Genomic DNA, 14,651 nt, shown 5'->3' with positions numbered 1-14,651 from the left:
GGGGTCAACTGCACAGGGATGTCTACAGCCATGACAAAGCTGTGACCCGTGTGCGGCAGCCCGATGACCGCGGTCGCCGACGGAACATTAGACTCGACAGACCAGCAAGCAACTGCAAGGAGGCACGGGTGCTGCTGACCCGCATCAAGGGACCGCGCGATCTGGACCGGCTCAGCCAGGAGGAGCTCGACCAGCTCGCCGCCGAGATCAGGTCCTTCCTCGTCGACGCCGTCTCCAAGACCGGCGGGCACCTCGGCCCCAACCTCGGGGTGGTCGAACTGACGATCGCTCTGCACCGGGTCTTCGACTCGCCCAAGGACAAGGTCCTCTTCGACACCGGCCACCAGGCCTACGTCCACAAGCTGCTCACGGGCCGCCAGGACTTCGCCGGCCTGCGCACCAAGGGCGGCCTCTCCGGCTACCCCTCGCGCGCCGAGTCCGACCACGACGTGATCGAGAACTCCCACGCCTCCACCGTGCTGGGCTGGGCCGATGGCCTCGCCAAGGCCAACGAGGTGCTCGGCCGGGAGGACCACCACGTCGCCGCCGTCATCGGCGACGGCGCGCTGACCGGAGGCATGGCCTGGGAGGCGCTGAACAACATCGCCGCCGCCAAGGACCGTCCGCTGGTCATCGTCGTCAACGACAACGAGCGCTCGTACGGCCCCACCATCGGCGGCCTCGCCAACCACCTGGCGACCCTGCGCACCACGGACGGCTACGAGCGCTTCCTGGCCCGCGGCAAGGAGCTCCTGGAGCGCACCCCGGTCGTCGGGAAGCCGCTCTTCGAGACCCTGCACGGCGCCAAGAAGGGCCTCAAGGACTTCATCGCCCCGCAGGGCATGTTCGAGGACCTGGGCCTGAAGTACATCGGGCCCATCGACGGCCACGACATCGAGGCCCTGGAGTCCGCCCTGCAGCGCGCCAAGCGCTTCAGCGGCCCGGTCATCGTGCACTGCCTCACCCAGAAGGGCCGCGGCTACACCCCGGCCCTGGAGCACGAGGCGGACCGCTTCCACGCGGTCGGCGTGATCCACCCGGACACCGGCCTGCCGGTCAAGACCGCCGCGGCCAGCTGGACCTCCGTCTTCGCCGACGAGATGGTCAAGCTCGGCCACGACCGCAAGGACATCGTCGGCATCACCGCGGCCATGCTCCACCCGGTCGGCCTCAACAAGTTCGCCGAGGCCTTCCCGGACCGGATCTTCGACGTCGGCATCGCCGAGCAGCACGCCGCCACCTCGGCGGCGGGCCTCGCCACCGGCGGCGTCCACCCGGTCTTCGCGGTGTACGCGACCTTCCTCAACCGCGCCTTCGACCAGGTCCTGATGGACGTGGCCCTGCACAAGTGCGGGGTCACCTTCGTCCTGGACCGGGCCGGCGTCACCGGCGACGACGGCGCTTCCCACAACGGCATGTGGGACATGTCCATCCTCCAGGTCGTACCCGGCCTGCGGCTCGCCGCCCCGCGCGACGCCGAGCAGCTGCGCGCCCAGCTCCGCGAGGCCGTCGAGGTCAAGGACGCCCCGACGGTCGTGCGCTACTCCAAGGGCGTCGTCGGCCCGGCCGTTCCGGCCGTCGGCCGGATCGGCGGCATGGACGTCCTGCGCGCTCCGGCCCGCGAGGTCACCCGTCCGGACGTACTGCTCGTATCCGTCGGTGCACTCGCCCCGATGTGCCTGGAGATCGCCGACCTGCTCGACAAGCAGGGCATCTCCACGACCGTCGTCGACCCCCGCTGGGTCAAGCCCGTGGACGAGGCCCTGGCCCCGCTCGCGGACCGGCACCGCGTGGTCGTCACCGTCGAGGACAACGGCCGCACCGGCGGTGTGGGCTCCGCGGTCGCGCAGGCGCTGCGCGACGCGGGTGTCGACGTGCCGCTGCGCGACTTCGGCATCCCGCAGCGCTTCCTCGACCACGCCCTCCGCAAGGAGATCATGGCCGAGATCGGGCTGACCGCGCCGGACATCGCCCGCCAGGTCACCGGCCTGGTCGCCAAGCTGGACGGGCGGTTCGACAGCGAGCCGGCCGCCGCCGTGGACTAGGACGGTCCCGGCCACTAGATCGCCGCGCGGTTGCACGTCACGGGCCGGGAGATCACCCTTGAGGGGTGGGCCTCCCGGCCCGTTCGCGTGCGTCGACACCCGTTTCGGAGGTGCGTCGGTGAGTAGGGATATGAACAGCCCCTTCCGCACCAAGACGGTGGAGCAGTCCATCCGTGACACGGAGGAGCCGGAACACGCGCTCCGGAAGTCGCTCTCCGCCTGGGACCTGACGGTTTTCGGTGTGGGTGTCATCATCGGCACCGGCATCTTCGTCCTCACGGGCATTGCGGCCCGGAACAACGCCGGACCGGCCACCGCCCTCGCCTTCGTGGCGGCGGGCATCGTATGCGCCCTCGCGGCGCTCTGCTACGCCGAGTTCGCGTCCACCGTGCCGGTGGCGGGCTCCGCGTACACCTTCTCGTACGCCTCGATCGGTGAGCTGCCCGCTTGGATCATCGGCTGGGACCTGGTGCTGGAGTTCGCGCTCGGCACCGCCGTCGTGGCGGTCGGCTGGTCCGGCTACGTGCGCCACCTGATGCACACCAACCTGGGCTGGGACCTGCCCACCGCGCTGGCCGGACCGGACGCGGGAGGAACCTTCGACCTGCTGGCCTTCCTGCTGATCCTGGTGCTGACCGCGATCCTGGTCGCCGGGACGAAGCTCTCGGCGCGGATCACCGCGATCGTGGTCGCCATCAAGGTCACCGTGGTCCTGCTGGTCATCATCGCGGGCCTGTTCTTCATCAAGGCCGACAACTACTCGCCGTTCATCCCTCCGGCCCAGCCGCAGGAGGCGGGCGGCGACCTGCACGCGCCACTGGTCCAGCTGCTCTTCGGCTACGCGCCCACCAACTTCGGTGTCATGGGCATCTTCACCGCGGCCTCCCTCATCTTCTTCGCCTTCATCGGCTTCGATGTCGTGGCCACGGCCGCCGAGGAGACCAAGAACCCCCAGCGCGACATGCCGCGCGGCATCCTCGGCTCGCTGCTGGTCTGCACCGTGCTCTACGTCGCCGTGACGCTGGTGGTCACCGGCATGCAGAAGTACACGGAGATGTCACCGACCGCGCCGCTGGCCGAAGCCTTCAAGTCGGTGAACCAGCCCTTCTTCTCCGGTGCCATCAGTCTCGGGGCGGCCGTCGGTCTGATCACCGTATGCATGATCCTGCTGCTCGGCCAGACCCGCGTGTTCTTCGCGATGAGCCGTGACGGACTGCTGCCGCGCGTCTTCTCCGTCACCCACCCCAAGTACCGGACCCCTTACCGGGCGACCCTCCTGCTCGGCGGAATCATCGCCATCATTGCGGGCTTCACCAGCCTGGAGAAGCTCGCGGAACTGGTGAACATCGGCACCCTGTTCGCCTTCGTGCTCGTCGCCCTCGGCGTGATCATCCTGCGTAAGACCCGTCCCGACCTGCACCGGGCGTTCCGTACCCCGTGGGTGCCGGTGATCCCGATCCTGTCGATCGCGGCCTCGCTCTGGCTGATGCTCAACCTGCCGGCCGAGACCTGGATCCGCTTCGGCGTCTGGATGGCGATCGGCATCGTCGTCTACTTCGCCTACGGACGCTCGCACAGCCGCCTCGGCAAGGTCGGCGCCGAAGCGGAGTTCTAGGAGTTCCGGCGGAGGAAAACAGGAAGCCGGCCGTACGGGTCACCCGTACGGCCGGCTTCCGTGTGTCCGGTCCGTCAGCCCTTGGCGGGGGACTTCTTCGCCTCCGCCGGGATCTTCTGGTCGGTGCGCAGGGCCTCCCACAGCTGGCCCGCCTGCGGCTCCGCGACGACCACGCGGTTCGGGTCCACCTTGTCGTAGGCGACCGGAAGCATGATCGTCTCCATGGTGTCCGGGTCCACGCCCTTCATGCTCTGGGCGAAGTCGGCCAGGGAGGTGAGGGAGGCGAGGTCGGAGTCGGTGGTCAGCGACTTCGTGCCGGCATCGGCGAGCTTGTAGAGCCTGGCCGGGTTGCCCAGCGCGTCCTGCTTCTTGATCTCCGACAGCATCGCCATCATGAACTGCTGCTGGAGGCCTATGCGCCCGAGGTCGCTGCCGTCGCCGTAGCCGTAACGGGTACGGACGAACTTCAGCGAGTCGGTGCCGTTCAGCCGGTGCGTGCCGGCGTCGAGCTTGAGACCGCCCTTCGCCCCGCTCATCGGCTTGTCCAGGGTGACGGTGACCCCGCCGAGCGCGTCCACCAGGCCCTTGAACCCGGCGAAGTCGACCTCGACGAAGTGGTCCACGCGGACCCCGGACATCTGCTCCACGGTCTTGACCACGCAGGCCGGTCCGGCCAGCGAGTAGACCGAGTTGAACATGACCCGGTTCGCGGCCTTGACGGTCTTGCCGTCGGAGTCCTTGCATTCGGGCCGGCTGATCAGGGTGTCGCGCGGGATGCTCACCGCGGTGGCCTTGGACCGGCCCTCGGGTATGTGCACCAGCATGGCGGTGTCCGAGCGGGCGCCGCTCACATCGCCGTGGTCGAGGTCCGCGTTGGCCCCGGCGCGCGAGTCGGAGCCGAGGACGAGGACGTTCTGCGCGCCCGCGACGACCTTCTTCGGGCGGTTGTCGCCGATCGCCTGGTCCAGGTCGACGCTGTCGATGTTGCCGTTGAGATGGCTGTAGGCCCACCAGCCCGCGCCACCGGCCGCGAGGATGAGCACGGCCACCGTCAGCAGCACGATTCGCAGGACACGTCGCCTGCCGCCGCGCCGCGGCTTGCGCCGGGACGGGGGAGCGGTGGCCGAGGGCCGGTCGGTCATGGAGGCAGAGCCCTTCTATTATCGATGGGGTGCATCATAAGACACACTTTCGAGTGGCTGGTTCTTTCCGGTGAAGAGCCCTGTCGCTTGAGCAGGACATACTCGGCAGAAAGGTGGACAGTGGCGTGATCCGAGGCAAAAGCGGTAGCCGGGGCGCCACTTCCGACCGCACGGTGCAGGATGCGGCCCCGGGGGGACCAGGTCCCCGCCGGTCGCCGTCGGTGGCCGGAAACTGGCTGTTCAAGGGCGGCGACGGCCGCCTGACGGCCTACGCGTGCACCCCGCACGGCCTGCTGCGCTGGACCGAGGCCGCGGCCCCCCGCGCCGGCTGGACCGGCCCCGACGTGTTCGAGGTCCCGGGCTGGCTGGGCACCGTCTCGATGGCGCAGAGCCGCGAGGGGTACGTGCACTTCGTCGCCCTGCGGGCCGTCCAGGACGGCTCGGAGGGGCCGGAGGTCATCGTCTCCACCCAGTTCCAGCCGGGCCGCGGCATGATCGACTGGCACAGTCTCGGCACCCCCGGCCTGCGCGGCGGCCCCGCCGACGAACGGCTGGCCGGCCCGCCGCGCATCGCCGTCAACCAGCGCTCGGGCTCCACGCACGTCCTCGTCTCCCTGCGCCACGGCGGCGTCCTGCGGCGCAGCCGCAACGCCGAGGGCGCGTGGGGTGGCTGGAAGCAGGTGGCGCCGGAGCCGTACGCGGGCGACGTGGCCCCGCTCATGTCGGCGGGAGGGCCGCTCGAGATGCTCGCCCTCGGCCGGGCCGGAGCCGACCGCTGGGTGGGTGTCGGCCAGGGCCGTTTCCAGCTCGCCGACCGCATCCCCACGCCGGTCGTCCCCGGCACCCCGGTCCTGTGCGAGACGGGCCCGCGCAGGGTGACGTACTTCTGGCGCTACCCGGGCGACGGTTCGCTGGTCGCCTGGCGGGCCGGGCAGCAGGGCGCGCAGGGCGGCGGTCTGATGGCCCTCGGCGGTGCCGGCGGCACGGGCGCACCGGGCGTGGTCCGGGCCGTCATCGGCGGCTACGACTGCACGGTGCTCGCGCAGACCGGAGCCGAGGGCGACGTCGAACTCACCGCCTACGTCACCGAGAACGAGGGCTACGGCACCTGGTGGGCCTCCCTCGGCGGGCACGGCGCGCAGGCGCCCCAGGTGGCGGTCGACGCGACGGGCCGCATCGTCGTGGCCGCCTTCGACGCGGACGGCGCACTGATCTGCACCCGTCAGGACACCACCCAGCAGGGGCTGGCCTTCGGCCCCTGGGACGCCGCCTGAGGCTCACGGCCGTGCCGGGCGGGCGGGCCGCGACGAGCGGCCCGGCCGTCCCGCGGCCCGGCCGTCAGGCGTGCCGCGGCAGCGGCGTCCGCTGCGCCACCTCGATGCTGAGACCGCCGGACTCCGTGTAGTACGGGGTGGCCGCCAGCTCCAGGCCCTGCGTACCGGGCGCGGCCGCGATCCGCACCGGCACCCGGGCCGTCGTGTCGAGCTCCTCGGCGCGCCGCGGGCCGAGCCGCACCTCCTGGGTCACCCCCTCGAAGCCGACCGCGAGGTGCAGGTCCCAGGTGCCCGGCGGGAGCGGCCAGCCGCTCGAGGTCTGCGCCAGGTTGACCCGGCAGGAGAAGCGGCCCATCGCCCGGGGCCTGCCCTTGGCGTTGGTCAGCTCGTCGTCCCTGCGGGCCGTGACGGGGCAGCTCTCCACCGCACCGCTCGTCCGCTCGCGCAGCACCACCCGGGTGGCGCGGTCCTTCGTCGACAGCTGCTCGAAGAACGCGAAGCCGTCCAGCAGCAGCATCGGCCCGTCCCAGCGGGCCTTCTCCAACTGGTGGGTGACCGTCATGTCACCGGTGATGTCGAACAGCTCGTCCGGCAGGGCGACCTGCGGGTCGCGGAAGAACGGCAGCGTCGTGTACACCCGGCCGTTCTCCACCGTCTTGCGGACGGCCGGACGCTCCTTGTCCGCCTCGAAGGCGGCCATCCGCTGCGCCTCGGCGAAGCGGCCCTGCGCCAGCAGGGCGAACCGTACGGCCACCATGCGCGGCAGCAGCGCCAGCGCCCCCGCAGACGCCTGGGTGCGCAGCACCTCGGCGGCGGCCCACAGCGCCTGGTCCCGCTCGGCCGCATCGGTGGCGGACAGCAGCGCGGCCGCGGTCGCCTTGCCGAGCTCCACCTCCAGGTGGCGGGACTGGAGCTTGTCCCGGCGCGGCCCCTCCGGCAGCTGCGAGCCGATCAGCGCCAGCATCCGGGAGACCAGGGCGACCCGGTCCGGCAGCGTCACCCGCTCCGCCGGCGAGGGGCCCTTGACCACGCAGGTCGCATCGCCGACGACCGAGACGTTGTCCGCCCCGATGAAGGCGCCGGCCGTGAAGGCCTGGTCGTCGCCGATCACCATGTCGGTGGGGAAGGCCAGCCCGCGGCGCTGCAGCAGGCTGGTGCGGAACAGCTTGTCCGGCGTCAGCGACCAGTAGACGCGCGAGGCGTACACATCGGTGTAGGCCTGGTTCTTGCGGAACATCGACGTCGCGACCGCATGCCGGCCCGAGCTCTCCAGCTTGCCGAGCACGACGTCGGCCTCGTTCGCGTCGGCCGCGGCGACCATCCGCTCCAGCGCGTCCGGCGCCAGCCGGTCCGTGGCCTCCAGGAAGATGACGTACCGTCCGCGCACCTGGCTCAGCGCCCAGTTGCGGGCGGCCGCCGGACTCAGCCCGTGCGACACCTGGCCCACCCGGACGAAGGCGGGGTACTGGTGCGCCGCGCGCGCGAGTACGGACCCGCTCTCGTCGGTCGAGCCGTCGTCGACGCCGATGATCTCCAGTCGCTCCGTACCGATGGACTGCACGAAGACGGATGCCAGGCAGGCGTCGAGCGCGGCGGCCTGATTGCAGACCCGGACGGCGACCGTCACGTCCTTGACGTCGGTGGGGCCGACGACGGCGGTGTTCATGATGTCGGGATCCTCGTCAGTTCTGCGGAGCGGCGGGGCGGGGCCACGGCATCTCCCCGGTGAGTTCGGGCCATTGCCAAGGACGCGGGGCGCTGTCCGACGGATGCTGCGGGAAGGCGCCCGGGATGTGCTCCAAGGAGCCCACGAAGACGTTCACGTGCGAGGTCAGCTCGGCGCCCGCGGCCGTGCCCACCGCGTACGCGAACCGGTCGTAGCCGGTGAAACCGGGGGCGGGCGCGTACGTGACCCAGCCGTCCTGCGACAGCTGCGCCCGGCCGCCCCGCGGCTGTGTCACCGAGATGGCCGTGCTTCCCGCCGGCGCCGCCGAGAGTACGTTGACGGTGCCCGGCCGGTCCGGTTCCGTCGCGATCCGCAGGCCACGGGCCGCGGCCGGCCGCAGCGGCAGGGGCTCCGCCGAGAGCTTCCCCGTCCGTACGAGCTTGCGGCCCGAGGCGTCCGGGATGCCGACGAGGATCCGGGGCCGGATGCTGCGTGCCGTGGCCGAGTCGGCGACGCGCAGGTGCAGGACCCCCGTCGTCTGCTCCCCGGCGTCGGCGCGGGCCCGGAACCAGCGCTGGCGGGGGAAGTACTCCAGCCCCTGCACGCCGACGATCTCGCCGACGGCGGTCAGCGGTTCCTCCGCCAGGTACGCGCAGCCGCGCGAGGCGCCCTGATCGGGTGCGACGGACAGGCCGAACTGGACGGTCTCGCCCGGGGAGACACCGCGGCGCGGGTCGGCGGAGCTGTACAGGGCCGCGTACACGGCGCCCAGTGACGGGGTGTCGCCGACGGCCTGCCCGCGGCGGAGGAGGTTCACGCGCTGGACTCCTTGCGTGCCGCGGGCTCGGACACCCGGGACTTCGTACGGTGCGAGAACGTCTCCTCGTCCAGCCAGCCCATCTCCTCGTAGGAGAACCGGCGGCGGTCGAGGCCCTGGACCCACGGGGAGGGGATGACGCCCTGCTCGGCGAGGCTGCGGGCGACGAAGCGGGCGCACTCGATCGCGCCCTCCGCCCGCAGGTGCACGTTGTCCCCGTCCTGGACGTTCTCCAGCAGCGGCTCACCGGGCCGCAGATAGGTGAAGACGAGCTTGGACGGCTCCGGCCCGAGCTCCTCCCACCACTGCACGCTCTGGCCGTACAGGTCGACGACCGGAACGTGCTCGTCCTCGGCCAGCTGCCGGGCCGCGAGCGGGTAGTCGCCCAGGAAGCGGGCGACGTTGCCGTGCGTGTCCATGCGGCGCCGTTCGTACGGCAGCAGGATCACCGGGTGGGCCTGGCGTTCGCGCGCGCCGTGTACGAAGGCGGCCATGTTCTCCTGGAAGGTGGAGAACGGCTTGGTGTGCAGGCCGGGGTCGGTCTTCCAGTCGATCTGGCCGAAGCCGAACAGCAGGTAGTCGCCGGGCTCCAGGTTGTCGAGGATCCACTGGAGCCGGCCGCGCTCGCGGAAGCTCTTCGAACTCGCGCGGGCGCGGGCACAGTTGACGACCTCGACCGCATCGGTGAGGAAAAGGGGCAGTGCCTGGGCCCAGCCCACCATCGGCAGGTAGCTGTACGGCCGGGTGACCGCCTCGGAGTCGCCGGCCACGAAGATCCTCCGCGGCGGCTGCTGCTGTCCGGGTGTGTACGTCACGCCTAGACCCCCTGGTCCTCCGTGGTCTGGATCAGTACGGACGCCAGCGCCGCCTCGAAGCCGGAACGCTGAGCCGGCGTCGTGGTCGGGTCCTGCTTGCGTACGTCGATCACGTGGCCGGTCATCTCCGACAGCAGGACGTCCAGGGAGCTCAGGGCGACCGACTCGGACGTGAGCAGCGAGGCCGAGGGCTCCTGGCCGAACGCCTTGGTGCGCATCGGCGTGGCGGTGCGCTCCGGGTTCACGCAGTTGACGCGGATGCCGTCCTCGGCCCACTCGTCGGCGAGCGCCTGGGTCAGGTTGACCATGGCGGCCTTGGTCGAGGAGTACAGGCTGTACTCGGCGCGGCCGCGGGTGTAGCTGCTGGAGGTGAACAGCAGCAGCTGGCCCCGGGTCTCGCTCAGGTACTTGTACGAGGTCCGGGCGATGTTGACGGGGGCGAGGTAGTTGACCTCGAGCGCTTCGCGGATCGTGTCGTTGTCGGTCGCGTCGAGGCGGCCGACGCGCAGCACGCCCGCGGTGTTGACGACGAAGTCGATGCGGCCGGTCTCGGCGTAGGCCTTGGTCAGCGCCTCCTCGACGTGGTCGGGGTTCTCGACGTGCGTGCCGGTGGTGGAGCGGCCCAGGGCGAAGACGCGGGCGCCGAAGCCCTCCGCGATGCGGGAGATGTCGGCGCCGATGCCGTACGAGCCGCCGAAGACCACCATCGTCTTGCCGGCCAGCTGCTCGCGGTACGCGGCCTCGCCCGCCTGGGCGGGCGCGGCGTGGGAGGCGAGCTGGAACAGCTTGTCGGCGATGAAGACGTCGACGGGCTGGGTGACCTTCATGTTGTAGTCGTCGCCGGTGACCACGTGGACCGGGACGTCGGGCAGGTACTTCACGACGACGGAGCAGTCGTCGGTGGCCTGGAAGAAGGGGTCCGCGGCCGCCCGCTCGTACGCGGCGCGGATCGTGGAGAGCCGGAAGCCCTGCGGGGTCTGGCCGCGGCGCAGCCGGGACCGGTCGGGGACCTCGGTGATGAACTCGCCGTCGTCGCCGTGGGTGCGGGTCACGATGACGGTGTCGGAGGACGGGATGGCGACGTCGACGGCCTGGTAGCGCTCCAGGGACTCGACGCATTCGCGCACCACGCGCTGCGAGAGCAGCGGGCGCACCGCGTCGTGGAAGAGGAGGTTGCAGTCCTCGCCCTCGCCGAGCCCGGCGGCCGCGGCCTCGATGGCGATCCGGGTGGTCTCGCTGCGGGTCGAACCGCCCGCCAGGACCCGGGTGACCTTGCCCAGCTTGGCCCGCTCGACGATGCGGCGGGCGTCCTCCACGTACGCGGGCGTCATGAGGAGGATCACCTCGTCGACGTCCGGCGCGTTCTCGAAGATGTGGAGCGTGTGCTCCAGGATCGGCTTGCCGGCGATCTTGAGCAGCTGCTTCGGTATCTCGAGACCGATGCGCTGGCCGGTGCCCCCAGCGAGAACGACGGCGACGGTGCGGTGGGGGACGGGCCTGGAGGACAAGGCTCCTTCTTCCTGAGCTGAGGGGTGCGGCACGGCGGTCGGGCAGGGCGGTGGATGGACGGGCGGTGCGACGCGAGCACCGGGGAGGCCCGCCTACACGGGGTAGGGGGCCTGCTCCGGGTACTCGATGGGGAAGTCGCGCAGCCCCCGCCGGTAGAGGTTGTTGGCGGCCGCGTTGAAGCGGACGATCGACGGCGGGTACTCCTCGCCGAGGAGGTATTCCTTGAGCTGCTCGCGGTACGGGGCCATGAGGTCCTCGCGCGGGTTCAGCGTGGCCTCGATGGCCTCGGCGAGACCGTTGCAGTCCCCGTCCAGCAGGTACGAGGCGTACGCCGTCCGCTGCTCGTTGCGGAACTGGTCGTCCGGCAGGCCGTCGAGGTTGAAGATGGCGTACGGCTTCAGGGTCGCGACGAAGTCGGAGACGACGCTGGACATGTCGCCGATGAGCAGGTCGGACTGGTTGAAGCAGTCGTACAGCGCCGGGATCCGCTCGGTCACCACGTGGTGCGCGGCGTCGGGGAGGGCGCTCCAGTACAGGGCGCCGGCCTGGTTGCGGCTGCGCCGGATGCGCGCGGTCCGCTCCTCCTCGGTGAGGTCCGGGTGCTTGGAGCGGACGCCGCGCTCGGAGAGGTCGGCGATGCGCTGGTCGATCCGGGCCAGCTTCTTGGCGGCGGCCTTGGAGTCGGTGAGGTTGCGGCCGAAGCGCCTGGCGTTGTCCTCCTCGAGGAGGGCGATGACGCGGCGGTGCGCGGCGGCGGCCTCGGCGGAGCGCGAGCCGGTGAGCGGGTGCGGCTTGTAGATGATCCGGATGTCGCGCTCGTAGTCGAGCAGCGCCTTGATCAGCTTCTCGCCGGCCGGGATGACCGAGGTGTAGCAGGCGTCGTCGGTCCAGCCCTCCCAGGTGGGGGCGTAGATGACGGTGGGCACGGGGCCCGCGACCCGGCCGGTCCAGCGGTGCAGGGGCATCAGCTGGGGGCGGCCGACCTCGACGATCTGGTGGTGCGACACGGCGTGCTTGATGCGCTCGTAGCGGTCGCGGCCGGCCCGGCCGGCCACCCAGATCTCGTCGAAGACCTTGCTGACCCGGTTGCTGCTCGCGAGCTTGTCGCTGTCGCCGTGGCCGATGAAGACGTGCTTGACCTCGGCGCGCTGCAGCATGTGCACGTTCTTGCCCGCATTGCCGGGGTAGAGGGCGACACGGAGTTCGTTCATCTCGATGCGTGCGAGGTTGTCCGCCTTCGGAATGCAGATGACGGGAACCGAGGTGGCGTCCAGGTAGCGCAGGGTGGCCCGCTCGCGCAGCACGATGATGGGCCGCAGTTCCAGCGCCTCCAGCGACTCCAGCCACATGTTCACCTGGTACATGAAGTCTTTGGAGACGGCGGCGAACGTGAAGTAGAGCGCGACCTGCGGGCGGTATTCGGCCAGCTGGTGGTTGAGCTCGTCGATGGCCTCGTCGGTGGTGGGCAGCTTGAGCGCGTTGCGCGCGTCGGGCACCAGCACCAGCAGCGAGAAGTAGGCGAGGAAGACGGTGGTGATCATGCCGTACGTGACGAAGCGCCAGTCGTCCGTCGCGATGGTGGTGAGCGAGCCGGCCACCAGCGGGATGTCCAGGTGCAGCGTCTTGCGGACGTGCTTGTTCATCAGGAACGGGTGCGGCATGCGGCGGATGCCGAGCGCCTCCAGGTCCAGCCCGCGCGTGGTGAACGGCAGTTCGTTGCGCATCTTGCGGACGTGCTTGAGGAGTGCGCCGTACGCGAGCTGCAGGATGAACAGGAGGAGCAGGCCGATGGTCGTCATCTGTGCCACGAACGACTCGATGTCGGCGATGGCCCCGCACAGGCCCAGCAGCAGGAACTGCCGGATCAGGAAGCGCATGGTGAGGCCGAAGCGCGAGTCGCGCAGCTTCTCCAGCGTCGGCGACTCGGTGTTGTGGAGCATCAGGTCGGCGACGTAGCTGAGCGCGGCGCAGCCTGCGAACAGGGGGAGCGAGACGAAGGCGACGGCGACCAGCATTCCGACGAAGCTGAGGATGAGCCCAGCAGTGATCAGAACGCCGAACACGGCTCGCAGCCGCTTGGAGCCCATGGTGCGGTGCCTCCCCCGTGGAGGTATAAGGATCCTGTGAAGTGTCGCAGTAGTATAAGCAGCCTCATGGACGGCTCTAGAACGTCTGGTGAACCGCAGGCCAATGATTTAGGGCATCTTCACAAAGGCATGTGACATCAGTCCCTCTCGAGTCCCTCTTGCGGGTCCTCAGCTTGGCGTTTATGCAGGTGTGCTGCTTGTGATGGCTGTTGCGATGCTCGGTTTGGCTTGTTTCCCGACGGGGTGCTCGCGTGCACGCTGCTTGTTCTTCGTGCCGGTTGGTCGGCCGGGGCCTGCGGTGGTGGGTTTCGGTGCACTGGCCGGCTGAGGGGTTTTCTCGTGGATGCGGCGAAATCCTCGACGGACGCGTGCGGGTGTCAGGCGCCCTTGGCGTGCAGGCCGTTCCCAGGGTTTGCGGAGGTCTTCTGCGAGGGGCCGGGCAAGTCGGAGCTGGGCGTGTGCGGCGAGGACGAGCCAGGTCCAGCGGTCAGCGGCGGCCGGCTCGCGGAGTTTGGGAGCGGTCCACCCCAACGTCTGCTTGAGCATCCTGAAGGTGTGCTCGAGGTCGAATCTGCGCAGGAACGCCTGCCAGAGCCGGTCCACGTCCCCGGCGGTAGCGGCGGTGGACGACCACCACAACCAGATGGGCCTGGGGCTGCGGTCTCCGCGAAGGTGGTCGACCTGTAGACGGATGACGGTGCCTTCGATGACCGGCAGCTCTCCTTCGGGGTGGTCGGCCCAGGCCGAGCGTCGGACCAGCAACGGGTGCAGGCGGTCCCAGGCAGTGGCGACGGCCTTCCCGTAGTGCGTGGTGTCGGTCACCGTGGTGATGGACGGGACCGGCTGAGTGGCCGCAATCTCGAACGCGAACTCTGCCCCGCGCTTGGGCTTGCGCCCGCGCTTTCCCGCCGGCTGCGGCGGGGGCGGGAAGTACAGGACGCGGTCCGAACGCATCCGGCCCAGCAGCTCAACGGGCAGGTCCGCAAGCAAGAAGGCCAAACGGGTCACGTCATATCCGGCATCGACGACGACCAGGACGGGCGGGTCACCGATCCGCCACTGGCCCGCGACATACAGTCGCTGGAACACTTCCCTGACCTGGGATGCGGTCACGGCGATCGTGTCGTCCCACGGGCACAGCCGGACCACGTCCAGCATGGCAGTCCACGACGTCCGCCCCGGCTCCAGGGCGGCGACGAAGGAGTAGGGCCACCCGGGGATCATCTGGGCCGAGCCCCTGCCCCGGCCATACGTGTGACAGAACAGCCGGTCCGGGCTGGTATTCGCGTCCGGCCGCAGCCAGTTGCTGACATCGACAGCAAGGACCAGCCGCCCCTCTGCCGTCCGTGGAAGGGGCATTCCTGCCAGCGCCCTGCGCAGTCGGGACAAATCCAGATGCCCGCGGTTCAGCCCGCCGTACAACGCACCATGCCCACGCTGATGCTCAGGCGCCAGGGACAGCTCGACCAACGTCTTCACCGGGCCGTCCGCACACAACAGAGCGTCACTCAACTCGAACAAGGCATCGGCCCTCTGAGTCAAGCAGGCATAGAACTCCCTCCGGAAGCATGACAATTCGGCAAATGCATCCCGCGGGACCCGCTGCAGCAGACTCATCGCTACGGCCTTCGTACTGGTCAAGTGCCTCTGTGACGGAGCACAGGATCAGACGAGGGCCGCC

At 70.2% G+C, this 14,651-nt stretch carries 10 protein-coding genes; 3 read left to right on the top strand and 7 right to left on the bottom strand.

Translation table 11 applies throughout. From position 1 onward, the window contains the following. The first annotated feature begins 128 nt into the window (after positions 1-128). Together dxs and OG299_RS10695 are read left to right on the top strand one after the other, a co-directional pair. On the top strand, positions 129-2,045 hold the full coding sequence (gene dxs, locus OG299_RS10700; protein WP_266634190.1) for a 1-deoxy-D-xylulose-5-phosphate synthase: 1,917 nt from the start codon (positions 129-131) through the stop codon (positions 2,043-2,045). A gap of 130 nt (positions 2,046-2,175) precedes the next feature. Continuing rightward, positions 2,176-3,660, top strand: coding sequence for an amino acid permease (locus OG299_RS10695; RefSeq protein WP_266634192.1), 1,485 nt, complete (start codon positions 2,176-2,178; stop codon positions 3,658-3,660). Between the two features lie 74 nt (positions 3,661-3,734). Here the strand turns inward: OG299_RS10695 and OG299_RS10690 are convergent, their stop codons facing one another. Continuing rightward, a complete protein-coding gene (locus OG299_RS10690) occupies positions 3,735-4,802 on the bottom strand; it encodes an LCP family protein (RefSeq protein ID WP_327361352.1) in 1,068 nt (355 codons plus the stop codon). Between the two features lie 221 nt (positions 4,803-5,023). On the opposite strand from OG299_RS10690, the gene OG299_RS10685 reads away from it, so the two are divergent. Beyond that, on the top strand, positions 5,024-6,076 hold the full coding sequence (locus OG299_RS10685; RefSeq protein ID WP_266634197.1) for a PLL family lectin: 1,053 nt from the start codon (positions 5,024-5,026) through the stop codon (positions 6,074-6,076). 64 nt (positions 6,077-6,140) lie between these two features. Here the strand turns inward: OG299_RS10685 and OG299_RS10680 are convergent, their stop codons facing one another. The 6 genes from OG299_RS10680 to OG299_RS10655 form a co-directional block, all read right to left on the bottom strand. Further along, complete coding sequence (locus OG299_RS10680; protein WP_327361351.1) at positions 6,141-7,742, bottom strand: glycosyltransferase family 2 protein; 1,602 nt, start codon at positions 7,740-7,742, stop codon at positions 6,141-6,143. Between the two features lie 16 nt (positions 7,743-7,758). Next, positions 7,759-8,559: an Ig-like domain-containing protein gene (locus OG299_RS10675; RefSeq protein WP_327361350.1), complete on the bottom strand. Its 801-nt coding sequence runs from the start codon at positions 8,557-8,559 to the stop codon at positions 7,759-7,761. Beyond that, entirely contained in the window at positions 8,556-9,374 is an 819-nt protein-coding gene (locus OG299_RS10670) for a rhamnogalacturonan acetylesterase (RefSeq protein ID WP_327361349.1), read from the bottom strand. The genes OG299_RS10675 and OG299_RS10670 overlap by 4 nt, the downstream gene beginning before the upstream one ends. Positions 9,375-9,376: 2 nt before the next feature. Further along, entirely contained in the window at positions 9,377-10,882 is a 1,506-nt protein-coding gene (locus OG299_RS10665) for an SDR family NAD(P)-dependent oxidoreductase (RefSeq protein WP_327361348.1), read from the bottom strand. A 93-nt stretch (positions 10,883-10,975) separates the two neighbouring features. Continuing rightward, on the bottom strand, positions 10,976-12,970 hold the full coding sequence (locus OG299_RS10660) for a hypothetical protein (RefSeq protein WP_327361347.1): 1,995 nt from the start codon (positions 12,968-12,970) through the stop codon (positions 10,976-10,978). A 180-nt stretch (positions 12,971-13,150) separates the two neighbouring features. Beyond that, a complete protein-coding gene (locus tag OG299_RS10655) occupies positions 13,151-14,587 on the bottom strand; it encodes an NF041680 family putative transposase (RefSeq protein WP_266673905.1) in 1,437 nt (478 codons plus the stop codon). Positions 14,588-14,651 lie beyond the last annotated feature (64 nt).

It is taken from the genome of Streptomyces sp. NBC_01296 (assembly GCF_035984415.1).
Classification (GTDB): domain Bacteria; phylum Actinomycetota; class Actinomycetes; order Streptomycetales; family Streptomycetaceae; genus Streptomyces.
Note: the sequence above shows the minus strand (reverse complement) of the source record. Positions and strands in the feature narration are given on the sequence as shown.